Source organism: Tautonia rosea, from assembly GCF_012958305.1.
Taxonomy (GTDB): Bacteria; Planctomycetota; Planctomycetia; order Isosphaerales; family Isosphaeraceae; genus Tautonia; species Tautonia rosea.
The window spans coordinates 74,811-100,061 of sequence record NZ_JABBYO010000013.1 but is presented as its reverse complement, the minus strand read 5'-3'; the positions used below and the strand labels follow the sequence as shown (position 1 = coordinate 100,061).

The window sequence follows — 25,251 nt, the reverse complement described above, 5'->3', positions numbered from 1 at the left end:
ACGATTTGGCCGTGAACCATCCTGAAGGTGAGGACCGTGGGGTCGATTGGCCTGGCTGCGATCAACCGGCTTCTGGAGTCGATCTCATCATCGATGTCCCCCGGGATTCGGCCTTGCCCCAGCCGGTGACCTTTGGCTTACCGATGCCCAGGGGACGCCTGGTTGATCGTTCAAACCTCGCCCTGTTTGGACCCGGTGGGAAATCAGTGGCGACTCAGGCCGAGGGGCTCGCCCGATGGTCGGACGGGAGCCTGAAATGGGTCCTGATCGACGCCGTGATCGGGCCTTCAACTCCTGGTAAGCATTCTTGGCGATTAGAATCGACCAGCGAGCTGCGGCCTGACGTTGCTCTGCGGGTAATAGATTCCGCCGATGGGTTCGAGATCAACACCGGCGTTGCTCGGTTCACGGTCGATCGGCGAAACGGGACATGCTTGGCCGGCGTCGAGATCGAAGGGCAGGAAATCCTGGAGGGGCCAGCGGAGTTCGTCCTGACGGACGTTCGGATGCGTCAGGCCAGCCCTCGAATCGAGTCGGTCGAGTTGGAGGCCGATGGCCCAGTGCGGGCCACCGTTCGAGTGCGGGGTCGGTTCGAGGGACGGGTCACATGTGTGTTCGATGCTCGCCTGTCCTTCTTCGCCGGGACCGGATTGGTGAAGGTGGACTGGACGCTGCACAATCCCCGTCGAGCTCGGCATCCAGGAGGTCTCTGGGATCTCGGCGACCCGGGATCAGTCCTCTTCCGCGACTGTTCGCTCGCGATGACGATAGCGGGGATGGACGACCCTCGGATCGTTTGGAGGACCATGCCTGACGAGGCCGTACGGTCCTCGGACATTGCGGACCTGGAAATCTATCAGGACTCCAGCGGGGGCGAGAACTGGGCGAGCACGAACCACGTCAATCGGAACAATCAGGTTCCCTTGACGTTTCGCGGTTTCCGCAACCGTCATGCAGGGAGGGAGGAATATGGCCTGCGGGCCAATCCCGTTCTAGCGATCGCGGGTCAAAGGGGAACAATCACGGCGGCGATTCCCGAGTTCTGGCAGCAATTTCCCAAGGCGCTCGAAGTTGCTGGCCATTCTATTCACCTTCGTGTGTTTCCTGTCCAGTGCGGAGACCCTTTCGAATTGCAAGGGGGCGAGCGGAAGACCCATACGCTCTGGTTGCACTTCGGACCACCAAGCGATCCCTCGACGGCCCCACTGGACTGGACCCACTTCCCAGCCCGAGTGCGGGCGAGGCCCGAATGGTACGCGGGTACGGGAGCGATTCCTCGACTGCTCCCTGTCGGTGGGAATCAGGAATGCTGCCTTGAATCTTTCCTGAAGTCGGCAGCACTCGATGAGCAAACGGGCCTGATTGCTCGCCGGGAGATCATCGACGAGTACGGCTGGCGCAATTACGGCGAGATCTTCGCCGATCATGAGCAGGAACATTATCAGGGACCTCGACCTGCGATCTCCCACTACAACAACCAGTACGACATGGTCCTGGGGGCGATGCTCCAGGACCTCCGAACGGGCGACCCCCGGTGGTCGGAGATTTTCGACCCTCTTGCCCGTCACGTCCTCGACATCGACATCTACCACACACAGAAAGATCGATCGGCCTACAACGGCGGCCTTTTCTGGTTCACGGACCATTACAAGGATGCGAAAACCAGTACGCATCGCACCTACTCTCGACACAATTGTCGGTCTGGAGATCGCTCCTACGGAGGGGGGCCGAGCAGCAATCATCTGTTCACAAGTGGCCTGTTGCTCTACCACTACCTGACGGGTGATCCCGCCGCTCGCGATGCCGTGATCGAACTCGCCGACTGGGTCGTTGCGATGGATGACGGCCGGCGGAACATCCTTGGCGTGATCGACGATGGCCCAACGGGACTGGCGAGTGCGACGGGAACCACCGATTATCACGGACCCGGACGTGGCGTCGGGAACTCCGTCAACACCCTGATCGATGGCTGGCTTGCGTCCGGCCGTCGCGCGTATCTCGAGGTTGCCGAGGGGTTCATTCGTCGGTGCATTCACCCACATGATGAGATCGAGAAACACGACCTTCTGAATGTTGAGAAGCGCTGGTCGTATCCTGTGTTTCTCTCGACACTCAGCAGGTATCTCGGTCACAAGGCTGAAGCTGGCGAATACGACTTCATGTATGCCTACGCCCGTGAAAGTCTCCTGACGTATACCCGCTGGATGCTTGAGCACGAACGGCCCTACTTCGACCGTCCTGAGGAGTTGGAGTATCCGACCGAAGCCTGGCCGGCTCAGGACTTTCGGAAAGCCAATGCCATGCGGATGGCCGCAGAGCACGCCGACGAACCGCTCCGAACCGATCTGATGCGCCGGGCCTTGGAGATCTCCGAACGCTCTTGGGCCGACTTGCTGGCGTTCGATGATGCACACCGGTCGACGGCTCGGGCAATTGCTCTGGTGATGGTTGAAGGTTCACTGGATGCCTTTTACCGGAATCGAGGGGCCAGACGAGTCGATTGTCCGATGGGTCTTGTTCCTGATTTTGGTACTCCAGAACGCTTTGTTCCCCAGAAAGCCCGCGTGCGGAATCGCCTGACAACCGGAAGCGGGCTCATAAGGGCGCTGATCAGTGTGCTTAATCCGGTTCGCTGGCATCGACTGAGCACCGCACACTCTCACTGATGACCCTGGTTCACGCTTGATGTGTGCGCACTGCACCGCCAGCGACCTGGGTATTGCACTCTTCGTTCGTTAAGATGATAAGTGTTGAAATCTAGGTGACTCATCATGTCGAAAGTTCACATGACACAACCTCTGGCAACCGGGATTGGAAGCCGGATCGGACCCTACATTGCTATTGCCCGGCCGGATCACTGGTGCAAGAACGTCTTCATGCTGCTTGGGGTCGCCCTGGCGTGCTTCTATCATCCGGAACTGTTCCGGTGGAATACGCTTGCAGGGATCGGCTGGGCATTTCTGGCAACCTGCCTGATCGCATCAAGCAATTATGTGATCAATGAAATCCTCGATGCGCCGTCTGACCTCTCCCATCCGGTCAAGCGGAACCGACCCATTCCTTCGGGAAAGGTCTCCATTCCGATTGCCTATGCGGAATGGGTGATCCTGGGCACCCTTGGTTTGCTGATGGCGGCGATGCTGAATCGTCCCTTCTTCGCGTCGGCTGCATTACTGCTCTTTATGGGCTTGGTGTACAATGTGCCCCCCATTCGGTCCAAGGATCAACCCTATCTGGACGTCCTGTCCGAGTCGATCAACAATCCGATCCGGCTCTTGCTGGGATGGTTCGCCGTCTCGACGATCGAGGTGCCGCCGGTCTCGCTGTTGCTGTCTTACTGGATGATTGGCGCATTCTTTATGGCGGCCAAGCGATTCTCGGAGTATCGATCCATTGCCGATGCCGCAGTGGCCGGAGCCTACCGTCCTTCGTTCCGCCATTACGACGAGCGAAAGCTTCTTGTCAGTATGTTCTTCTATGTCACAACCTTTGCACTTTTTCTTGGGGTTTTTATCATTCGGTATCGGCTCGAACTCATTCTCACCTTCCCGCTCATTGCCGGATTTGTCTGCTATTACCTCAACGTCGCATTCAAGGACGACAGTGCCGCCCAGAACCCCGAGCGACTCTATCGCGAGTGGGGCCTGATGGTCTACTTGATCGTCTGCGTCCTCGCTTTCGTGACGTTGATGTTCGTGCAGATTCCGATACTTTACAGCGTCTTCAACGTGAATCCGTCCCCGGTGAATCCGCTGTGGAGCCTCTGAACGAAGGCCGAAAGGTACCATGAGCGACTCGGAATCAGCCCAGGACCTCACCTCCGAATCCCCAAGAAGGCTTGATGAAAAGGCTCGCCGTGATCCGGACGATTTCACGGTCAACCAGGCTCGAATCTACCTCAGTCTGATCCTGCTGGTTGGCCTGGTGTTACGGTTGGCACTCTGGCTGAACTTCGATCAGAAGCCCCCTCAAATCTGGGATGAACGTGACTACGACACCCTGGCGATGACACTCGCTGAATACGGTGAGTTCGCCTTCGAACCCGGCTATCCGATCTCGCTCCGGCCACCCCTTTACCCGGCCTTGGTCGCTGGGGTCTATGAGGTCGCCGGGATGCAGAATTACCAGGCCGTGCGTTTGGTCCAGATCCCGTTGAGCCTATTGATCGTGAGCTTGGCCTATGTCCTCGGCGCTCAGATCGAATCGCGACGGGTTGGCGTATGGGCCGCTGGATTCTGCAGTGTTTATCCCTCGCTGGTGGCTTACCACAACCTCCTCCTGACCGAGATCCTCTTCACGGCCTTGCTGATGGCCTTCATTGTTTCCTTGATCAGGGCGCAACAACGTGACTCCATCGCTCGGCTCGTTCCGGCAGGTGTCCTGCTAGGACTCGGTGCGCTGGCGAGAAGCGTGCTCTGGCCGACGCCGGTGATCTTCGGCGTGTACTTGCTGCTTGCCTGGCGGGGACATCTCGGGCGGCGATTACTGGCCGGAGTGGTCCTGGCGGCGGCGACCTGGGGGACGATTGCCCCGTGGGCGATCCGGAACACCAAGCTCCAGGAAACCTTCACTACGGTCGACGTCATGAGTGGCCGGAATCTCATGATGGGCAACTACGAGCACACGCCCATGTACCGCGCATGGGATGCGATCTCGGTGGAGGGAGAACGATCGTGGATCTATGTCCTCTCGCAGCGATACCCCGACGAGATGGGCGGATTAACCCAGGGACAAATTGACAAGCTGGCTCTGAAGGCCGCGGTTGCGTTCGTGCGTGAGAACCCCGTCCTGACGCTCAAACGCGACATCGTCAAGTTCTTCCATTTTTGGGGCCTGGAGCGTGAACTGGTCGCTGGTGCGGCGAGTGGTTATTTCGGTGAAATTTCCACTCCAGGCCTTCTGGCGCTGACCGCTCTGATCTTCGGGAGTTATGTTGCCGCCATGATCGCCGGGATTTTCGGAGCCGTCGTCCGGCCGCCCTCGGACTGGCGAGGACATGTGCTGCTGCTTTTGGTCATCAGCTACCTCTGCGCGATGCACACCCTCTCGTTCGGACACTCGCGTTATCACCTGCCCTTGATCCCGCTGATCCTTGTCTACGCGGGCAATGCGGTTGTGTACGCTCGGGAGATCTGGTCCAGGAGGAGGACGTGGGCCTTCGGGGTCGCCCTGGCCCTGATCGCACTCTTCGTCGCCGGGTGGGCCTGGGAAGTCCTGATCGTTGACCTTCAGCGCTTTACCGCGATGATTCGACCCAATGCGTGACCACTCCTTGGCGTCTCCGACCGAGTAATAGGATCCAACCATCATGCCCGGTCTCTGGGGACTGATTCATCGCGACGGGTCCGAAGACCTCAAGTTGCTTGCGCAACTGATGGGCGAGCGGATGACTTACCACCCTTCGTACCGGGTCGAACAGTATGCCTCGGTCGACCACCGTCTCCATCTCGGCCGCGTGTCCCTCGGTTTCGTCAACAGCGCCAGCCAGCCAGCGACCAATGAGGATGGCTCGCTCCTGGCGATGATGGAGGGCGAACTCCTCGATTATGAGGACCAACGGCGTACCCTGTCCGGCTTCGGCCACGCCTTCCAGGGTGAGAGTCACGCCGAGATTCTCCTGCACGGCTACGAGCAGCAAGGACGAGACTTTTTCCGTGGGCTGCGGGGGACCTTTGTTGCGGCCATTTGGGATCAGCCTCGGCGGCGGATTGTCCTGGTCAATGACCGCTTCGGGATGAAACCTCTTTACTACACCCGAATCCCGGACGGGCTCGCGTTCGCGTCCGAGATCAAGGCCTTGCTGGCCTATCCGGCCGTTTCCTCCGACCTCGACCCCCGTGGGATCGCCCAGTTCTTCACCTTTGGCCACCTGCTGAACGAGGAGACACTCTACCACGCCATCAAGGTCCTCCCGGCAGCCGGCTGGCTGGAGCATGAGACCGAGACCGGCCGGCTCACGCTCGATCGGACCTGGCGCCTGGAGGTCGGGCAGGGGGGGGGGGCCCTCTCCGGCATTGAGGCGATCGACCAGGTCGACGCCGCCTTTGGCCGGGCCGTCGAGCGGTGCGTCTCGGGAGGGCGTCGGCTGGGCCTGTCGCTCTCCGGCGGCATGGATTCCCGCGCAGTGCTTGGTGCCATCAACACGAAGCAAACACCCATCACGACGGTCAGCCTCGGCATGCCGGGGAGCATCGATACGCTCAGTGCCGAGCGGATGGCCCGCGTTGCCGGCTGCGAGCACCACCGCTACCAGCTCGATCAGGGCTTCCTCTCCCGCTTCGAAGTCCACCTGCGTCGGATGGTCCACCTTACCGATGGGCAGTATCTTGACCAGTGCATCGTGATGCCCACGCTGCCGCTCTATCGCGAGCTTGGCATCGAGGTCTTGCTCCGCGGCCATGCCGGCGAACTGATGCACATGAACAAGGCCTACAACTACTCACTCGACCACGCGGCCCTCGGCCTTCGTAACGAGACGGACCTGGAGGCCTGGCTCTGGGGCCACCTGCGAGCCTACATGGTTGAAGCCGTCGACGGTCCTCTGTTCCAGGGCGACCTGGAGCGCGATCGCGAATCCTTGGCCCGCGACTCCCTTCGAGAAGGCTATTCCGAATCGGCCGGCCTTGACCCGCCGGCCCACCGCATCTGGCACCATTTCCTCACCCAGCGACTGCGTCGCGAAACCGCCCTCTCGATGGTCGAGTTCCACTCTGTGGTCGAGACCCGGCTCCCGTTCCTCGATCACGACCTGATCGACCTGATCTTCCGGATGCCCCCGGACCTCAAGGTCGGCGAGACGCTTCAGGCCGCGATCCTCCGCCGCCGTCGCCCCGAGTTCCTCGCCATCCCCAACGCCAACACCGGCACCCGCGTCGGAGCCGGCCGCCTGGCCCGCTCCGCAAGCAAGTTCCGGATGAAGGTCCTCGCCAAACTCGGTGCCCCCGGCTACCAGCCCTACGAACGCCTCGGCCTCTGGCTCCGCCGTGAACTCCGCCCCGTCGTCGAACACATCCTTCTCTCCGATCGCTGCCGCGACCGTGCCATCTTCAACCCGGATACCGTGACTTCGGTTGTCGGTCAGCACATGGCTGGGCAACGAAATCATACCTACCTGCTCATGGCTCTCATGATCTTTGAAGTGGGCCAGCGTCAATTTCTCGACAACGAGACCGATGAGGCTCCGGGAAGTTCGCACTTGGAGGCCATCGATTGTTTCAAGGTTTCGTAAACGCGATGGTTGATCGACCCACCCCGAGCTCCATCGTGTCACACGATCCCTCCTCGGTGAGCATCGGGTTTGATCCCCCGGTACCCAGCGCGACAATCTGCCAGATCCTCCACGGTCTTGAGGTAGGTGGAGCCGAGGTTCTTGCCGCCCGATTGGCGAGGCAGCTCCAGGGAGAGTTCCGCTTCGTCTTCGTCTGCCTGGACGAGTTGGGAACCCTGGGCCGAGCGTTGCTCGAAGAGGGGTTTCCGGTCCACCTCGTGGGTCGAGAGGGCGGATTCGATCGGCGATGCACGCAACGTCTGGCGGAATTGTTCCGTCGGGAGCGAATCGATCTGATTCATGCTCATCAATACACGCCATTCTTCTATGGTATCACAGCCCGGTTGCTCTGCCGGAGGCCACCGGTCCTCTTCACCGAGCACGGTCGATGGTATCCCGACTACCGGCGTCCGAAGCGGATCGTCGCGAACCGGATCTTGCTCGAACGTCGCGATCGCGTGGTCGGCGTTGGCGAGGCAGTGCGGCAGGCCCTCATCCGGAACGAGGGAATTCCGGGGGCACGGGTTCGTGTGATTTATAACGGGGTCGACCTCGCGGCCTTCGCCGAGGCGGACACGAGCCGCGAGGAGACACGCCGCGAGTTGGGGCTTGGCCCCGACGATCTGGCGATCGTCCAGGTGGCTCGGCTCGATGGCCTGAAAGACCACGCCACGGCGGTTCGGACCATGGCAAGGGTCGTCACGTCCCAACCCGAGGCCCGTTTGTTTCTGGTGGGTGATGGCCCTGAGCGTGAGCCGATTCGGGAACTGATCCAAGGCAAAGGAGTGGAATCCTCCGTCAGCTTGTTGGGCCTCCGGACCGATGTGCCTCGCCTCCTCTCGGCCGCGGATGTCGCGTTCCTGACCAGTGTGAGCGAGGGAATCCCGCTGACGCTCATCGAGGCCATGGGGGCTGGCTTGCCAGTTGTCTCCACCGATGTCGGGGGCGTGGGTGAAGTCGTCGAGCACAGCATTACCGGTCTGCTCGCCCCTCCAGGCGATGACGAGGCGCTGGCCGGTCACCTGATCCGGCTGGCTGCAGACCCGAAAACACGACATCAAATGGGAATGTGTGGTTGTAATCGTGCCTGCGAACTCTTCTCCGAACGGCTGATGCATGACTACTATCGCCAGCTCTACTGCGAGATGCTCCTTGGCCGACGTGCCTGACCCTTCCCTGCTTGTCTTCGCCGACGACTGGGGGCGACATCCGTCGAGTTGTCAGCATGTGATCAGGCGGCTCCGAGATGCCTTCCCAGTGCTTTGGGTGAATACGATTGGCACTCGCCAGGTGAAACCTGATTCGTTGACCCTCCGACGAGGCCTCGAGAAACTCCGAAATTGGAGAGGTGGACTGCAGAAAGTCGGTGATCAGATGTGGGTGATTGATGTTCCGATGATTCCAGGTCTTGACAAACCGGCTCTGCGGTGGATCAATCGACAGCTCGTCACGCACCGGCTCAACGAGGTTCTTCGACGACTGAATATGGACCAGCCGTTTGTGCTCACGACGTTGCCCTATACCCATTGGCTCGTTCCAGGACTTCGACGACGCGCGACGATTTACTATTGTACCGACGACTACAGTCACTGGCCGTCCGCCGATGGGGAAACGCTCCGAAAAGCTGATCGGGAACTTACAGCCGAGGCTGACCTGATCCTCGCCGTTTCGCATGCGCTCTATCAACAGCACGATGTGGCGGGACGATGTCGTTTTTTTCCACATGGCGTTGATTACGCTCATTTCGCCTCCAGCCCCCAACGTACGATTGCCAGCGATTTAGCCACACTCCCTGGCCCGCGAATTGGTTTTTTTGGTTTGATCTACGAGAAGATCGACTTTGAATTGTTAACGAAATTGGCTCGCCGCTTCCCTTCAGCAAGTCTTGTATTGATTGGTTCCATCGCTTACTGCCCCGAGGATTTCACATCGCTTCCTAACATCCATCTCCTCGGTCCCAGGCCTTATGAGGAGCTTCCCTCATATATCGCTGGGCTCGATGTCCTCCTGCTCCCTTATCTGGCAAACGATCTGATGATCCAGCGGAGCGGGCCTTTGAAATTAAAAGAGTGCCTCGCATCGGGCCGGCCAACCGTGAGTGTCGATGTGCCTGAAGTGCGAGCCCTGGAGCCACATGTGCGAGTTGCCACTGGCCATGAAGACTTCATTCATCAGGTCAGCGAGGCGCTCTCAGAACCTCGTGATTCAACTGCCGTCATCGCTCGCCAAAAGGCCGTCCAACATGAGGGGTGGGAACAACGTTCAGCGTTGTTGCGAAGCTATCTTGACGCGTTCTTGTCGACGGAGAGACCGTCCATTCGGTTGGGAAACCTGAGTCATTCATGAACCTTGATCCAATAGTTGTTCTTGACGCCCGAGTGGTCACAGGTGCTGGGGGCGGCCCTGAGAAAACCATCCTCAATTCTCCACGATTCCTTAAGCCAGCCGGCTATGAGATGCTCTGTGCTTACATGCGCCCTCCTGGAGATCTCGGGTTCGAGCGGTTGATTCAGCGTGCGGAGACCCTTGGAGCAACCTTACTTCCTGTTGACGACCGCGGGCCATTCGATCGAAAAGTAATCAAGTTCTTGTTAGAAATTTGTATCAAGAATGACGTAAAAATTTGGCATGCGCACGATTATAAGAGCAATGTCTTCGGACTTCTATTGCAACGGCGCTGGCCTATGCGATTGGTGACCACTGTCCATGGTTGGGTCGAGCGGACTTGGCGAACACCGATCTATTACGCGACGGACCGCATCACATTGCCTCGCTATGAGCGGGTACTCTGTGTGTCTGAGGATCTTCGAAATCGTTGTCTCAAGTTCGGTGTTCCCGAGGAACGATGTCTTCTGGTCGACAACGCGATCGACGCGACTCAGTATGATCGGACGCTTACTGTCGACGATGCAAAGCGTGCAATTGGGGTTCCTCCGAACCGTATCTTGATTGGTGCCGCTGGGAGACTTTCCGATGAGAAAGGCTTCGGCTTGTTAATCCGAGCCATTGATCGTCTCCTTGCGAAGGGAATGGATCTCGAACTTCATATCGCTGGGGAAGGCAGAAGGTGTTCCGATCTCCATGAATTGATTCACCAACTTGGCCGATCAGATCGGGTCCGACTGCTCGGCTACCAGTCGGACCTCATCCCCTTTTATCAGGCCCTCGATCTCTTTGTCCTCAGCAGCTTGCGCGAGGGGTTGCCTAACGTCCTGCTCGAAGCCATGGCCTCCGGGGTCCCCGTGGTCTCCACACGAGTTGCCGGAATCCCCCGCCTGGTCAATGATGGCCGATCCGGACTGCTGGTCGAATCGGGCTCTTCCGAATCGCTCGCCTCCTCCATCGCTCGACTGGCGACCGACCCGGATCTACGGCAAGCACTTGCTCGCGAAGGGCTCGACGTGATCCGAAATCATTTCAGCTTCGAAACGCGTATGGCTCGGATCCGCTCGATCTACGACGACCTGATGGATCGCGCCACTCCCCGGCCGGAGCCAACCACGTCATGAGTACCCGCACTCTCCCGATGATTGCGATCCGCCTTTTCGGCCCCGACGAAAATGTTGAGGCGCATCTTCCTCGCTGGGAATCCTTTGTCGCGCGCCGAGGTCCGTTGCCACTTAGCTACCACCCCGCCTGGCCCTCGGTGCTCTCAACCGGCTTGCGCCACATTCCCTACTGGATTGAAGCCACCGAGGGAGACGAGACGCGTGGCCTGCTTCCCCTGGCATTCGTGCGCAGCGTGCTCTTCGGTCGCTACCTTGTCGGCCTCCCGTACCTCAACTACGGCGGAGCCATGGCCGACGACGAAGACATCGCTGTTCAATTGATCGATCGCGCCATCGAACTGTCCGATCACCTCAACGTTCGACACCTCGAACTCCGCCACGAGCAAGCCCTCGAGCACCCTCGCCTCACCACGAGGACCGGCCATAAGGTTCACATGCGCTTACCCCTACCTTCCACCTCCGAAGAACTCTGGAAACAGCTCAAACCCTCCGTCCGGAATCAGGTGCGCAAAGGCCAGAAGAACCAGCTCACCGTTTCCTGGGGTGGCGAGGAACTCCTTCCCGCCTTCTACGACGTCTTCAGCCGCAACATGCGCGACCTCGGCACCCCCGTCTACGGCCGTTCCCTCTTCCGCGGCATCCTCCGCCAGTTCCCCGATCGTTCCGAGATCTGCGTCGTCCGCCTCGACACCAGGCCCATCGCCTCCGCCCTCCTCATCCACGGCCGGAACATCACCGAGGTCCCCAGCGCCAGTTCCCTTCGACCCTACAAGTCAACTTGCGCCAACATGATGATGTACTGGAACTTGCTCGAACGTGCCGTCCAGCTCGGCCAAGGTGTCTTCGATTTCGGCCGCTCAACCCCCGACGGGCCGACTTACAAGTTCAAGTCTCAGTGGGGGGCGACCCCCATCTCCGCCTCGTGGCAGTTCTACTCGAACACCGGTGAATCCACTTCCATCCACCCGGACCACCCCCGCTATCGCCTCTTTATCAGTGCCTGGAGACGCCTCCCAGTCTGGCTTACCAGAGGCATCGGCCCTTTCATCGTCCGGGGTGTTCCATAGATCTACGAATTTTATAACATCGCATTGAATGATTTGAAGAACATGACATGAAGCTCATAATCCAGATGCCATACTTATTGACCTTCAGGTTGCAAGGTTCTTGCGATGTCCTTCGCCCTGATGGTAACCTCTGGGGGTAAGAAACACATCGGCATTCGACCTGGAGACCCGGCGTCGCCTGGCCGTCACGCGGGTCAATGGGGGCGGGACGCAGAAGGACGTGGCCGGCTTCCTCAGCGTCTCGACCAAGGCCGGCTCCAACTGGGTGGCCGCCTACCGCGTCGCTGACGAGGACGGGCTGAAGGCCCCGCCCCGGCTCCCGGCCCAAGCTCACCAGACGGCAGGAGCGTTCGGTCCTCTCCTGGCTGGAGAAGAGCCTCAAGGCCTTCGGCTACGCCACCGACCTGTGGACGACGCGGCGGCTGGCCGAGGTCATCGAGAAACGCTTCGGCATCCGGTTCAACTCCAACTATCTGGTCGAATGGCTCACCAGCCGTGGCCTCCGCCCGCAGAAGCCGGAAGTGCGGGCGGTGGAGCGGGACGAGCCGGCCATCGCCCACTGGGTGGCCGAGGACTGGCCGCGCATCAAAAAAAGGCGCGGGACGAGGGGGCACACGTGGTCCTGATCGACGAGAGCGGCTTCTTCCTCAACCCGCTGGTCCTCCGGACCTGGGCAGCCCGGGGTCGGACGCCCGTGCTGACCGGCTTCGGCCGACACCGCGACAAGGTCTCGACCATCGCGGCCATCTCGGTGGCCCCGCGGCGCCGCCGGCTCGGCCTGTCTATAGGTGGACTGATCCGGAGCATTACCTCGACGCGGCCGCGGTGGCGGCCTTCCTGAGGGAGTTGCTCCGGCACCTGGGGGGGAAGGTGATCGTGATCTGGGACGGCGGGAGCAATTATAAGAGCCCGCTGATTCGGGAACTGCTGGTACGCTTCCCGCAGCTGCATCTGGAGCGGCTGCCGGGCGACGCCCCGGATCTAAACCCGGTCGAGCTGATCTGGAGCCACGTGAAACACGGGCGGATGGCAAACTTCGTCCTCCGGCACGTGTGGCATCTCGATCGGGTCGTCCGCGGTCAGCTGAGCAAACTCGTAGAGGAACCGGGAATGATCCGATCGCTCGGGAGCGGCTCGAAACTCCCCTTTCTAGACAAGAATCTTGCAACCTGAAGGTCAATAGGGGCCGAGGTCACCTTGGGCGATGCGGCGCTGCACCGAGCTAGTCCCAAAACAAGCGTGATGTGAGCCGCCCTTCTCGGTTCATCTCGGCCTTGGATGAGTACGGAGCTTCCACGGGCCGGGTCCCCCCACCCGCTCCGCTGCCCACGATCTCGGTCGTCCAAGGCCACACCGCCTCTCTTCGCCTCGGAGCCCTTGCGGACCGGAGCATCCGGACTCCGGCTTCGGTTGACCGCCGGGTCAGCACAGTCGGCGGCCGTGCAGCCGCTCCACCAGCCGCAGGAACACGCCCTGCCACGGGTTCCACGACAGCAACCGATACACGATCCGCCGGGCTCCCCGCACGATCTGGCAGGGCACCTGGATCTGGACTTCCCCACGAATGGCGAGCGCGGAGTTAACGGTGATCCGGCCCGCTCGAACTCGTTGGGGGACTGGTACCCCAGGGAAAAATGCCTTCGGACGCGGTTATAGAACACTTCAATGTACTCAAAGATGCTCGCCTTGGCCTCCTCTCTCGTGGCGTAGTCCTCATGATGGATCAGCTCTTTCTTCAACGAGGCGAAGAAGCTCTCCATCGGGGCGTTGTCCCAGCAATTCCCCCGGCGGCTCATGCTGCAGGCGATCCCGTGGCCGGCCAGGATTCGCTGGTAATGCTCGCTGGCGTACTGGATGCCACGATCCGAGTGGGCCACCAGGTCGGAGCCGGGCAGCCGTCGCACGATCGCCATCTCCAGGGCATCGACGACCAGGCGACTGTCGATCCGTTCCGACATCGACCAGCCCACGATCCGCCGCGAGTCCAGATCCTCCACCGCCGCCAGAGACAGCCAGCCCTCGCCGGTCGCGCCGTACGTGATGTCGGTTGCCCAGGCCTGAACCGGGGCCTCCGATTCGAACTAACGATTCAACCCATTCTCAGGCATATGGCGGTTGAGGTTCGAATCGGTGGTGCACCGGAACTTCCGCTTCGTCTTCGCGGCGATGCCGTGCCGACGCATCAGCTTAGCCACCGTGTTGACGCTGCAGGATTCGCCCCGAACGAGTAGCTCGGCATGCATCCGCGGGCTGCCGTCGCGGGCCTTGACCTCGCGATGGATCGCCTCGATCCCGGCGACCAGGGCGTCGCGTCGCTGCTGGCCGACGCTCGGCGGCCGCCCACGCCAGTCATTGAAGCCGCTGGGGGAGACGTCCAGCACCTCGCACATCAACCGAATCGACCAACGCTCGCGATGGGCCTCGATGAACTGATTCCTCACGACGACTCCCTCGCGAAGAAGGCCGTCGCTTTTTTTAAATCTCCCGCTCGGCCCGTAGCCGCTGGTTCTCGGCCCGCAGCCGTCGGAGTTCCTCCTCGACGGGGGGCAGATTCCCCGTGCCGGGGAACGCCTCGTCCCCCTGGGTGGCCAGGGCCCGCTTCCAGTCCCGCAGCAGGCTCTCGCCCAGGTCGAGATCGCGGGCGACCTCGACGAAGCTGCGTCCCTGCTCCGTGACGAGCTTGACGGCCTCGGCCTTGAACTCGGGGGTGAATGTACGTCGTGTCGTCGGCATCGGTGGACTCCTGGGTTCGAGATTACGCTCCTAACCCGGCGCCCGCCATCCGTGGGAAAGTCCAGACGCCGAGGCGGTGCTCCAGGCGGCGGGCGATTCGCCGGTTGCGTCGGGCGAGCGAGCGTCGGAGACTAGCGTTCACTCGAAAGCCTCCCGTTGCGAACAGGCGAGGGTCGTCAACTACCTCGATTGTTCAGCATTTCCGGGGGGCTTTCGAGCTATTGGATCCAAACAGGACAGGGATTACGCTTGTTTGAGGGCTAGTTCCTTCATTCGCCTCCGAGTCGGAGGAGTTTCGCAGATCGGTTCCGACAGCCACGAGCAAATTCTGGACAACGCGCAATCGAGAGTCGTGGGGCAGCTTCTCGTGCGACGAGTTAAACTCGCCCAGGCAGTACGTCAAGGGTTCAAAACCTTAGCGCACAATAGCGTTGATTGCGGGTATTGGCTGATCTGGCGAGACCACACTTGAGCAAATGAACTGAGTGGGATCGTGTAAGCAAACCAATCACGACGGGTACCCTGAGAATCGGCAGTCGCCCCAATGGTAGTGTTCCGTAAACCAACTTTGGCGGATGTAGAGTCATTGAGTGCGTTGCTGATGCAGCATGGCATTACGATGGTAGGTCTTGGTGACATCGGCTTTCTGACTGCCGTGGTTAAAGATTCATTTATATGCAATTGTGTTAACATAATTCTTGCTGATTTGGGCGGTGAGATCATTGGTTGGTCAATCGCAGTCATAGACTCTCGATCGTACTGGCGGAGGTTCATCCTCCGCCATCCGTTATTGGGTGCCCGAATAGTGTTTGGTCGCCTAAGTGCTCGTGCCAACAATCGTGGGAAACGGGAAGCCTGTAGCCCTACAGCGAGCGGACTTGGTCAAAACGGCCAAATGGATTGGCCGCGCTGTTCCACCGTCGCTTGGGGATCTAGTTCTACATCGATTGCAAGGCACATCGACATCACCGTTGTAGAGCAACATCGACAAGTCGGGTTGGGGTCCCAATTGCAGCTAGCCCACATCGAGTCACTCGGAAAGTGTGGAGTTAGACGCGTCGATGCTGTAATCTCGCAGGGCAATGTCGCAAGCATCAAGTTTCACATTAAGCATGAGTGGTCTCTGGTGAAAACTGATGAATCAATGATCTATATTTCCAAGGATATTGAGTGCGCCGTGCAGGCGAATGATAGCGACTCGTTATCCTGGAACCCCGAGCGTATCCTCCTCCCATTTACGCTTGGCGAAGTGTGTCTATGCGCATTGAAGTTTCGTGGAATACGCAGTGATCCGGATATTTTCAAAGTCCCCACGATGGGAAAGGTACCCCCTCCTGTATCCGCCCTGAAGAACGCCGGACGACAAGTTGCCTACATATACTCGTGTCCTTTGTACAGCCGTCTTCCTACGTTTTCCCTTGTCGGCGGACACATCAGGTATGTTTCTCAACAATACCAACACTACTACGTGTGCCTTGATCAGGAATTCCGGGATTACCTGGTTGGTTTTAGCACAAAAACCTTGTCCACGCTGATGCGAAAAGTCAGGAAAGCGGAGTCGTCCAATCGGCAAAGGCAACTGTTCCGGACATACTCACACCCAGACGACATAGATGAGTTCTTTGATACTGCTCTTCCAATCTCCGAAAAATCCTACCAACAACAGCTTCTTGGGCAGGGATTGCCAAGGGCCATGGAATATCGAGAACACGTCAAATCAGACGCCGAACAAGGACGATTTCTCGGCTTTCTGCTCTATGTTGAGGATACGCCAGTTGCTTACAACTGTTGCCCTGTTCGTGGGGGAAACGCTGTATTGTACGACCACACCGGATATGATCCCGAATTCAGCAAGTACTCTCCTGGGACGGTGCTTCAATATAAGATCATTGAGAACTTATTTGAAAAAGGCCGATTTGGCTTCTACGACCTTTGTACGGGAGAGGGGCGTCACAAGGAGCTGTTTGCGACAGGATCCATGCTTTGTGCAAACGTTTACTTCTTCCCTATAACATTTCATCACGCATTGTTTGTATGTCTAAAGATATTAGTTGATAAGACAACATCTTGCGTCAATAGCTTGGTCGATCGCGTGGGAGTGAAGGACAAGCTGAAGAAGCTCATACGAAGGACATGGAAACGATGAAGGCATTGAAGGCAATCGCCAAGTCGATTATGCCACCCCAGCTTGTTCGGCAAAAACTGAACAGGAGGGGCCGGGGTGCAGCGCTGTTAACCTTTGACGACGGACCATGTCCACATATTACGCCGCAAGTTCTCGACTTGCTAGATCGGTGGAACGCCCGAGGGGTGTTCTTCGTGCCCGGAGACAGGGTTCCCCGCGCACCGAACCTTCTCGTGGAGATTTTAAAGCGGGGACACAGGCTTGGAAACCACACATACTCGCATAACGTGAAGTCTAGTTTTCAAGGATGTGTAGAAGAGATCGAGCGTTGCCAGCAGACGATCTTCGAGGTCACCGGAAGTCGGCCTGACTATTTTCGCCCGCCACAAGGTAAGCTGACGATACCGCTATTGGTTGCCGTGATGCACTGCAAGCTACGGACAATTCGATGGACGCTTGATACGGGCGAATATAGCTACCTCCGTGATGCTTCACCAGAACAGCTTGCGAAGAATCTCGTCACAAAGGTTCGAGAACGAACAATTATTCTATCCCATGACGATGCAGAGCAGACCCCAGAGATGCTCAGGATCGCATTGCCACAACTTGTGGAGCGAGGGTTTGATCTTACGATTGGTGTGGAATGCTTAGGTTAGTCTGGCCGTCACGGATATTGGGGGGTAGCCGAGCGGTATCCGCCGAGGGAAGCGGAGATGAGCAGGTTCTGGACCCAGTCGTCGTGGTAGCGATGGCCGTTGAGACTTTCGGCGGGACATCACCATCCCGCGTTGGCTCGCGCGACGGCCGGGTGCCAGGGGGCATAGTTGGCCAGCAGCGCCCAGGCCCGGCCGTGGAGTCGGCAGGCGGCAGGCGAGCTATGCAGGTGCTGGCCGCGATCGAAGTAGCGGTTCATCCCGCGCATCATCCGGTCGAGCATGTTACTCGTGCGACGCCCGTGGGGGTGCGAGTCGGCTCTGGCATATTCCTTCGACCGGCCGCACAGCTTCTCGACCTGCTCCTGCAGCCACGCCGACATCGCCTGCCGCCGAGCCCATTCGCGCAGCCGCCTCAGCCGCTGCGCGAAGCTCCGGCGCGACGGCGCGTGGTACGCCTCCCAGACGCGCTGCGACAGCTCCCGTAACGTCTCGCTCAGCTTGCCCCGACTGCGGATGTTCAGCCAGCCGTGCAGGAAGCAGCGGAGAAGCACGACCAGAGGGAACAGCGTCAGCCACGCCTGATGCGTCGCGGTCCAGCAGTCGACGCTCACCGTCCGGGGCGTGTACTCCGGCTCGACGTCGCGAGCCTCGGCCTGGAAGACGCCGTAGGCGTCCGTCAGCGCGGCGGCCCCGGCCGACGCGGCCAGCTCGACGTCCAGGACGCAGCCGCCGCCGACGGTCGTGGCCAGGTAGACCTTCTCACCGTCGATCGTCTGGTGATTCTCGTCGGCCAGGAGGTGCTCGGGCAGCCGGGCCCGTCGCACGGTGGTCACCACGATGCTCGACCGACCCAGGCCGCACGTCAGCCGATACCAGAACAGCGGGTTGCGGCCGAAGACGCTGGCCAACTCCCAGAACGGCACGCCGAAGGTCCGCAGAAACAGCGGGCCTTCGACGTCCGCGACGCGGGCCGTCATGTAGGGCATCAGGAATGAGGGCCGGACGCTGTAGGCGGCGCCGTCCCGCAAGCGGATGCGTCGGATCGGCAGCCCCCGTTTGGCCGACGTCCGCTCGTCCTTCAGTTCATAGCCCCGGGCGAACCCAGGTGGGAATAGCTCCGGGGTCGCCCGGAAGGCCTCGTCGAGTAGCAGGCGGAACGCTGCCGGATCGTCGACGGTGTGCGCGTTGGAATCTTCCGAGATGGGCAAACAGATGGTACGGTGCCCTCGCGAGGGCCGCGCCACGGTCCCGTCGGCCATGATCCACCTCCTTCCGTGCACCGTGGATCATGGCCGTTTTGTCGGATCACGTCAGCACGCCGACAGCCATCCACCCAATATCCGTGACGGTCAGCACTTTTTTCAGTTGCGGGGAGTTATTTAGCCGGCGGAGCGTTATTCATGAATGATTAACAAGACCTTTAACCCGATTTTTTCTAACAACACTGTTGGGTGCGATCCCTCCCCCCATCGCAATACCATAGCGTTCCCAGTTTTCTTGATTGGTTAGTCCCTCTTCCGGAGATGCGAGAATTTCCCCCTCGGACTTAGGGACAACATAATCTGCCCGTTGTTCTTCGTAGTAAACTTGATAATTGTCGCCCATGACTCCATTGTAGTTGTGAACGAAAATTTCGTCTCGCTGAATCAAGTTGCGACCGGGCCTCCCATCAAGACTTATTTTTGTAAATATATCATATTGGCTACTTAAGCCAACGTATAAATTATTAACAGGTGTGAATTTTACATTATCGATTATTGTCTTTCTCGGAGATAATCCTTCTTTGCCGCCAGTGACTGCCCACATCGATTCAATATACACATTTGTCCGGTTTTGGAGGTGTGAGTCTTCGATAGTGTAGCTAATGGTTGCTTGTTCGGTGTCTCTTGTGTCGCCCACTTTGGTTACAACACCAATGCCAGCTGCCACCCCCTGAATATCAGCATTTCTAATGACGATATTGTGGCCCAAGTAATCTGTCATGGAGACCCCTGTAGAACCTATATTGACGTTCTTTAGTTGTTCCCAATCTCCACGAACAATCATGCCATCTAAAACTAAGTTATTAACTGGATAGTTATAGAATGCATTCAGCACATGCCATGCTTGGAAGTCTTTCACCACGCTTGTTGAGATGGGCAGTGTGAGTGTAATCCCTGCGCCGAGGTTCCATATGGTTAGTCCTCGGTGCGTTCCATAAACAGTGTTTCCTGTGAAGTCTAAAATTGGAGTTTCCTTCATGTTTCTGAATTCGAATTGACCTTGCATGGAAGTATCAGCACCTTTAAACTTTGGAACACGAACTATTCCCTGATTATAATAGGTGTATCCGTATGTACTTCCTGGTGCAGAAATGTTCGCGGCTACATTCTCCCGAATGATATTGTTTGTTCCCCCGAACCAGTATCCCGCGCCCTCGCGACCGAGATCCTTGCCACCGCCAGCATCAGATCGGTGGCCAGTGCCATTAACTCGAACAACAAAGTTATGAGCGATCACATTGAAGCTTTCGGAGCCATTCTCAGTGATGATTCCTGCTCCGGCCACGTTGTAGACAACGTTATCTTGGATCAGCCCGTAGTGACTTTCGTGAATTGTGATTCCCCAGCGATTCGGATTTGTCTCTCCAAGTGAGACAATCGAATTCCCCTGAAGTGTGTACTGGTATCCATTTTCAGGTGTCTCGACTGGTCCCATCATGTGGTGCATGTGAAGTGCATAACGGCCAAGCTGATTGGTTCCAACGTGGATGACATTTCCACTTGAGTCGTATTTCGTGTTGTCGAATAATGTATTCTGTGTTCGCCCCATGTCTGCGAATTGAACGTATCGAATGTCAACATCAGCCCTTGATGTGAACATGCTATGTCCGCGTGTGCCCCGAGCGTTTTCCGAGCGGAGGATAAGATTGCGGGTCAGGTTGCCTACGTCCCCTAAAAAGTCAATGTTTCCCTCACCGTCTCGAGCCCCAAGGTGGTGATACTGCAGGGGATTCCTCAGAGTCAGTATTGTTCCATCGGGAGAGATGCTGTCTAGGGTCAGTTCTTCGAATAGGCTTCCTTTCCATTGACTTGTGTCAGGTAAAATCAGCTGGTCGCCTGGTTGCCAGCCAATTACTGATTGGCTCAAGGTTAAGGTCGTGTCACCTGCCTTTGGCTCGACCGCGAGATTGACGAAGGTTTCGCTTTTTGCCGCACCATGCATCGTGACCTTGCCGAGAGCGATCAGTCCTGTGCCGAACTGATCCGGATCGAAGGTCGTGTCGATTGCTCGGTCGGCGATGACGATCTCGGCTCGAACGTCGGAATGAACCGGGTTAGCTTCAGTGCCAACAATCAAAGCGCCGTCTGGTCGGACCAGGAGTGTGCCCACGAGCATCTTAGTGTCGATGTTCGTCCGGAAGTCGAGCGTGGCGCCGGCGTGGATCGAGACGGCTTTCAATGAATCATCGCTGACGAGGTCATACGACACGGTGTGGCCTTGTTGAATGGCCACGACATCATCCGTGGTCGGCAGGCGCCCGGTCGACCAGGTGTTGGGGTCTGACCATGAACCGCTGGAAGCGCTCACGATGGTCGCATTGGCACCGAAATCCGGAATAGTGTCGTGATGAGTATGGATGGGGTTCCCATGATCATGATCAGTCATGGTGACGGTGGCGGTGGTCGTCGCGGAGCCGACAGCGTCGTCTTTATCGGTGACGCGCAGACGGATGGTGTAGGTTCCTGGCGAGGCATAGGTGTGGGTTGGCATCGCCGCGTTGCTGGTGCTCCCGTCGCCGAAATCCCAGGCGTACTGGAAACCAGCAGCCTGATCAAGCGAGCTCGGGTCCGTCGCCGAGCCGTGGAACGAGATTCCCATTCCTGGCATGCCGGAGTAGGGGCCTCCGACAGAAACTGAAGGAGCGACGTTGGCGACGGACACGGTCGTCGAATCGAAGGACTGCTGACCCGAGCCGTCGCTGACCCGCAACCGGACAGTGTATTGACCGTTATCCGCGAACGTAGGTGAAATCTGGGGTCCCGCCGTGTCGAAATTCCCGTCGCCGTTCGTATCCCAGTAAAAGGCCAGTGGTCCCACGGACGTCCCGTTGGCCGACCCCCGCAGGGTCACGGGCGAACCCTCGTTCGCCTGATAGGGCCCACCTGCCGATGCCGTGAGCCCTGAGGACTTGATCGTGATCGAGCTGGTGACTGAGCCAACACCGCCATCCTTATCCGTAACAGTCACGGAGACGTTGTACGTGCCTGCGGTCGTATACGTGTGATTCGGTCTGGCCGCGGTACTGGTGGTTCCATCACCAAAATCCCAGACATACTTGAATGCGGCAGCTTGGTCGATTGAGCTCGGGTCTGTTGCAATCGACTCGAACACCAACGGGTTACCGATCACGCCCTCCGTGGGACTGGTGAGGGTGACGCGAGGAGGCGCATTGGTAACCGTCACCGTTGTGGTCGCCGAGGCCTCTTGGCCGCTGGGATCGGTGACGCGGACCGTGACGGGATACGTGCCGTTGTCCGGGAAGACGTGAACGATTTCCTGGCCCGTTGCGTCGCTCGTGCCATCCCCATTGAGGTCCCAGGAGAACGTCAGGTCGCTATTATCACTCGACGCCGTGGCCCGCAGAGTGATCGGTGCCCCTTCTTGTCCACTGTAACCGTTGCCCGCAGACACGGAGCGACTTCCACTTACGCGATCAATCTGCAATCCTGCGAGCAAATAGATCGACCCCTTGATACCTAAAAACCGGAGGTCTAGTTGCTCGTCCGTCACATCAACCCGAAAGGCAAGTTGGTCGTCGTTCCTGGAAGCAGCGATCAACCCTTCTGCCCACACGGTCATGCCGTATTTGAGGAATGGGCGGGCGCCCACGATCGCCACAACGTCGTACTGTCCATTCGGCACATCGAGCTTGAATGAGTTGTCTATTCCGTAGTGAAAATCTGTTACTAGTGAATCAGAAATCATCGTGCCGAAATCTGCTGCACTCGGCGGTAGTGTCCCTGTCCAACCATAACCGCGTTCGGGACTGTAAAGAGACGGGGCAAAGCCATTCCATCCAGACGCTACGGCCGATGTAGGGAGTCCGAAATCCAGGCGCAGGACCTCTTGAGAGCCATTCAGGAGGGCTCGTTCTTCAAGCTGCTCCATGTTCATCGCGAGGTGAAATCGATTGGTCCGCCGAGAAGCCGCTTCAACGTTGCTCCGACGTCGGAGCCGAAACCTGGTCGTCATCGCCCGCGTTCTCCACACTCAACCGGACGATTGCGCGTTTCTTTCACATGCGTGCACACGCGAATCGATCGGTGGTACGTCTCTGGATGTGATGGTCAGGAACGATTGAGAGATTCGGCGTGGTTCTGAACGACTTGTGCACCATCGCGTGCCACGCCGAAGGGAAGGTCGATACGATACAGAATCAGCCGAAACAGTCCAGACCTTCGACCGATCATGACGCGGTCAAATGGTGATTTTTGTGAACGGGGCCAATGCACATGCGATTTCTTCCTTGCATGGAAGACTGATGGCCATTGAGACGACTTCGTCATCCGCCATTCTTTAAAAAGCGATCATTGAGGGATAATAGTCGCTTATCTAGCTTTCTTGCAAGAGCAATTTAGGCCGGAAAATCGTTTCTGTAAACAAAATTATTGAGTCGAGCAAAATGATCCGACACGATTTACGCCATGCATTCATAGGTATTTTATACCTGGGAATTTTTCCGGGAGTCGTGGGTTCAATCAACGCCAAAGACCTCGGTCCGCGGTCCCTCTGTGACCGGTGTGGGTGGAGCCCACCTCAGACCGAGCATCTCGTGACGGTTCGTGATCTTGCATCATTGGAGCGCGCTGTCTTGCACGCACGACCAAACACGACGATCCTGCTGAAAGAAGGAACGTATCGACTCCGAAGAATGATCGATATCAACACGTCAGACGTTGTTCTGAGGGGAGAGCGTGGTGATCCTGATCGCGTGATGCTCCTGGGAGCCGGCATGAATGAGCGTCAGGTTGGCGTCGCGCTGTCACTCAGTGCATCAAGGATAACGCTGGCAGACATCACCGTGGGGAACGTAGGATTCCATGGAATTCAGGTCCGCGGTGAAAAGCGGGCTGATCATTGCATGTTCCACAATGTTCGCGTGATCAACACGGGTCAGCAACTGCTGAAAGGAAGTATGGGATCCGATGGCCGGGGACCTCATCGGGGCACCGTCGCCTGCTCTCGGTTCGCATACTCCAGCCACGCACCGAGTGACTACACGAATGGTGTGGATGTCCTCGGAGGACGTGGCTGGACGGTGCGTCAGACCATTTTCCAACGCATCCGAGGGCCGGAAGGTCGCCCCCAGGCCGGCCCTGCCATCCTCTTCTGGCGCGGTTCCGCCGAGACCCTCATCGAGGGGAACCTCGTCCTCGACTGCTACCGTGGGATTGCCCTCGGACTCACGAATCAGCCTGAAGGGGGGCAGGGGAACCAAGCGGCCTTTTCAGACCATCTCTGCGGGGCAATTCGTCGAAACGTGGTCTGGAACCTGAACCGGTGGGCCGACGAACCGATTGAAGCCAATGCCTGCCCCGGCGTTCGAATTGAGCACAACACGGTCCTGGTGGAAGGTAAGATGCCCTGGTCCATCAGCGTCCGATTCCCCTCGACCGATGCCGACGTCCTGAACAACCTGACGAACCGCCGGATCATGGCGCGCGACGGCGCCCGTCTGGCCGAACAGGGAAACATCACCGACGCTCGTCACGAGTGGTTCGTTGACCCGTCTCGGGGAAACCTTCAACTTTCACGTGATGAACTTCCTCCCGTCGACGCTGCGGTCGACCCTGCCGAAGAAACCGCCCCGTTCCTGGGCGGTGCTCCTGATGTCGGAGCCTATGAGTATCGGAGTCCCCAATGAACGACAGCAATCAGGTGGTCGACTCAACGCCCGCACCCTTCTCGTTTCCCCCTGACTCCGGGACCACGCCCGAGCCCTGCGTCATTCTCAGTTTCGACGTTGAGGAGCATTACCGGATCGAGGCCGCCTCACATCTCTCCTTCTCTCCGGAGGTGAAGGCTCAGTATGCCGCTCGAGTCGGTCCGGTCACGCGCTGGATCCTCGAACAACTCGGCGAGCGGGACATCAAGGCGACCTTCTTCATTGTGGGTGAACTGGCAAAAAACGACCCCGGCTTGGTCCGAGACATCCACTCCGCCGGACACGAAGTCGCCAGCCACGGCTGGGATCACCGCCGCATCCTGGCCATGACCCCGGGTGAATTCCGCGAGGATCTCCGGTGCAGTGTTGATCTATTGCAACAAATCACCGGCGAGGCGGTCTGCGGATACCGGGCACCGACATTCAGCGTTGTCCAGCACACCACATGGGCAATCGACATCCTGGCCGAATCTGGCTTACTTTACGATTCGTCGATCTACCCGGTTTGCCATGATCGGTACGGCATCCCGGACGCGCCGTGCTCCCCGTTCCTGGTCGAGGGACCTGGCGGAGGCCGGATCCTGGAACTGCCACCCGCGACGCTCAGGATCGGGGGTATGAACCTGCCCGTCGGTGGCGGGGGGTACTTCCGTCTCCTGCCCACATTGTTCCTTAAGTGGGGGATCAGGCAATCGTTCCGCCACGGTGACCCGGCAGTGGCAACACTGTACTTCCACCCTTGGGAGTTTGATCCAGGACAGCCCCGTCTGCCGCTCCAAGGCCTGAGCCACGTCCGTACGTACTCCGGAATCCGACGCGGGCGGCGACGACTCGTTGCGTTGCTAGATGAAGGCCACTTCGGTCGGGCGGCCGATATAGCCCGGCGAATCGACGGTGCGAAATGCTCGACGTATCCTCGCACCCTTTCTTCAGAGATCGTGCTGAATTATCAATAACCAATGTGTG

Annotated in this window: 16 protein-coding genes and 1 pseudogene; 14 read left to right on the top strand and 3 right to left on the bottom strand. The window is 58.6% G+C overall.

Translation table 11 applies throughout. The annotated features are described in order from the left end of the window. The first annotated feature begins 11 nt into the window (after positions 1–11). From HG800_RS20590 to HG800_RS20545, 10 genes are all read left to right on the top strand, one after another. Positions 12–2,666: an exo-rhamnogalacturonan lyase family protein gene (locus tag HG800_RS20590; RefSeq protein WP_169979002.1), complete on the top strand. Its 2,655-nt coding sequence runs from the start codon at positions 12–14 to the stop codon at positions 2,664–2,666. Positions 2,667–2,786: 120 nt separating this feature from the next. Beyond that, positions 2,787–3,767: a UbiA prenyltransferase family protein gene (locus HG800_RS20585; RefSeq protein ID WP_169979000.1), complete on the top strand. Its 981-nt coding sequence runs from the start codon at positions 2,787–2,789 to the stop codon at positions 3,765–3,767. Between the two features lie 19 nt (positions 3,768–3,786). Beyond that, complete coding sequence (locus tag HG800_RS20580; protein WP_169978999.1) at positions 3,787–5,265, top strand: ArnT family glycosyltransferase; 1,479 nt, start codon at positions 3,787–3,789, stop codon at positions 5,263–5,265. 43 nt (positions 5,266–5,308) lie between these two features. Further along, positions 5,309–7,228 (top strand): asparagine synthetase B family protein, encoded by a 1,920-nt coding sequence (locus tag HG800_RS20575; RefSeq protein WP_169978997.1) that lies wholly within the window; start codon positions 5,309–5,311, stop codon positions 7,226–7,228. A 35-nt stretch (positions 7,229–7,263) separates the two neighbouring features. Beyond that, positions 7,264–8,436, top strand: a complete 1,173-nt coding sequence (locus HG800_RS20570) for a glycosyltransferase (RefSeq protein ID WP_315852069.1) — start codon at positions 7,264–7,266, stop codon at positions 8,434–8,436. A gap of 205 nt (positions 8,437–8,641) precedes the next feature. After that, the gene (locus HG800_RS20565) at positions 8,642–9,613 is read left to right on the top strand and encodes a glycosyltransferase (RefSeq protein ID WP_169978993.1); all 972 of its coding nucleotides are present in this window, start codon (positions 8,642–8,644) and stop codon (positions 9,611–9,613) included. Continuing rightward, the gene (locus tag HG800_RS20560; protein ID WP_169978991.1) at positions 9,610–10,776 is read left to right on the top strand and encodes a glycosyltransferase family 4 protein; all 1,167 of its coding nucleotides are present in this window, start codon (positions 9,610–9,612) and stop codon (positions 10,774–10,776) included. The genes HG800_RS20565 and HG800_RS20560 overlap by 4 nt, the downstream gene beginning before the upstream one ends. Continuing rightward, positions 10,773–11,843, top strand: a complete 1,071-nt coding sequence (locus HG800_RS20555; protein ID WP_206352374.1) for a FemAB family XrtA/PEP-CTERM system-associated protein — start codon at positions 10,773–10,775, stop codon at positions 11,841–11,843. The genes HG800_RS20560 and HG800_RS20555 overlap by 4 nt, the downstream gene beginning before the upstream one ends. A 220-nt stretch (positions 11,844–12,063) precedes the next feature. Further along, the gene (locus HG800_RS28590; RefSeq protein WP_235963837.1) at positions 12,064–12,684 is read left to right on the top strand and encodes a hypothetical protein; all 621 of its coding nucleotides are present in this window, start codon (positions 12,064–12,066) and stop codon (positions 12,682–12,684) included. Further along, on the top strand, positions 12,669–13,016 hold the full coding sequence (locus HG800_RS20545; protein ID WP_169978989.1) for a transposase: 348 nt from the start codon (positions 12,669–12,671) through the stop codon (positions 13,014–13,016). Before HG800_RS28590 ends, HG800_RS20545 begins: the two co-directional genes overlap by 16 nt. A gap of 419 nt (positions 13,017–13,435) precedes the next feature. Here the strand turns inward: HG800_RS20545 and HG800_RS20540 are convergent. Further along, positions 13,436–14,576, bottom strand: a pseudogene (locus HG800_RS20540) (IS3 family transposase); the annotation flags it as partial. A gap of 1,126 nt (positions 14,577–15,702) precedes the next feature. On the opposite strand from HG800_RS20540, the gene HG800_RS27585 reads away from it, so the two are divergent. Then, a complete protein-coding gene (locus HG800_RS27585) occupies positions 15,703–16,722 on the top strand; it encodes a GNAT family N-acetyltransferase (protein WP_169978988.1) in 1,020 nt (339 codons plus the stop codon). Further along, entirely contained in the window at positions 16,719–17,357 is a 639-nt protein-coding gene (locus HG800_RS20530; protein ID WP_169978986.1) for a polysaccharide deacetylase family protein, read from the top strand. Before HG800_RS27585 ends, HG800_RS20530 begins: the two co-directional genes overlap by 4 nt. A 119-nt stretch (positions 17,358–17,476) precedes the next feature. Here HG800_RS20530 and HG800_RS27580 read toward each other — a convergent pair whose 3' ends face one another. Both HG800_RS27580 and HG800_RS28265 read right to left on the bottom strand, forming a co-directional pair. Then, complete coding sequence (locus HG800_RS27580; RefSeq protein WP_235963836.1) at positions 17,477–18,637, bottom strand: hypothetical protein; 1,161 nt, start codon at positions 18,635–18,637, stop codon at positions 17,477–17,479. A 118-nt stretch (positions 18,638–18,755) separates the two neighbouring features. After that, on the bottom strand, positions 18,756–22,514 hold the full coding sequence (locus tag HG800_RS28265) for a PKD domain-containing protein (RefSeq protein WP_169978984.1): 3,759 nt from the start codon (positions 22,512–22,514) through the stop codon (positions 18,756–18,758). Positions 22,515–23,211: 697 nt separating this feature from the next. Between HG800_RS28265 and HG800_RS20510 the strand changes: the two genes are divergently transcribed. Both HG800_RS20510 and HG800_RS20505 read left to right on the top strand, forming a co-directional pair. Then, entirely contained in the window at positions 23,212–24,264 is a 1,053-nt protein-coding gene (locus HG800_RS20510; RefSeq protein WP_169978982.1) for a hypothetical protein, read from the top strand. Then, positions 24,261–25,241 (top strand): XrtA system polysaccharide deacetylase, encoded by a 981-nt coding sequence (locus HG800_RS20505; protein WP_169978980.1) that lies wholly within the window; start codon positions 24,261–24,263, stop codon positions 25,239–25,241. Before HG800_RS20510 ends, HG800_RS20505 begins: the two co-directional genes overlap by 4 nt. The last annotated feature ends 10 nt before the right edge of the window (positions 25,242–25,251 follow it).

Excerpts from the sequence above, each read along its gene's own strand:
- HG800_RS20585 (WP_169979000.1), top strand. The coding sequence starts at position 2,787 with ATGACACAACCTCTGGCAACCGGGATTGGAAGCCGGATCGGACCCTAC.
- HG800_RS20530 (WP_169978986.1), top strand. The coding sequence starts at position 16,719 with ATGAAGGCATTGAAGGCAATCGCCAAGTCGATTATGCCACCCCAGCTT.
- HG800_RS20560 (WP_169978991.1), top strand. The coding sequence starts at position 9,610 with ATGAACCTTGATCCAATAGTTGTTCTTGACGCCCGAGTGGTCACAGGT.
- HG800_RS28265 (WP_169978984.1), bottom strand. The coding sequence starts at position 22,514 with ATGAACATGGAGCAGCTTGAAGAACGAGCCCTCCTGAATGGCTCTCAA.
- HG800_RS20580 (WP_169978999.1), top strand. The coding sequence starts at position 3,787 with ATGAGCGACTCGGAATCAGCCCAGGACCTCACCTCCGAATCCCCAAGA.
- HG800_RS20555 (WP_206352374.1), top strand. The coding sequence starts at position 10,773 with ATGAGTACCCGCACTCTCCCGATGATTGCGATCCGCCTTTTCGGCCCC.
- HG800_RS20575 (WP_169978997.1), top strand. The coding sequence starts at position 5,309 with ATGCCCGGTCTCTGGGGACTGATTCATCGCGACGGGTCCGAAGACCTC.
- HG800_RS20505 (WP_169978980.1), top strand. The coding sequence starts at position 24,261 with ATGAACGACAGCAATCAGGTGGTCGACTCAACGCCCGCACCCTTCTCG.
- HG800_RS20565 (WP_169978993.1), top strand. The coding sequence starts at position 8,642 with ATGTGGGTGATTGATGTTCCGATGATTCCAGGTCTTGACAAACCGGCT.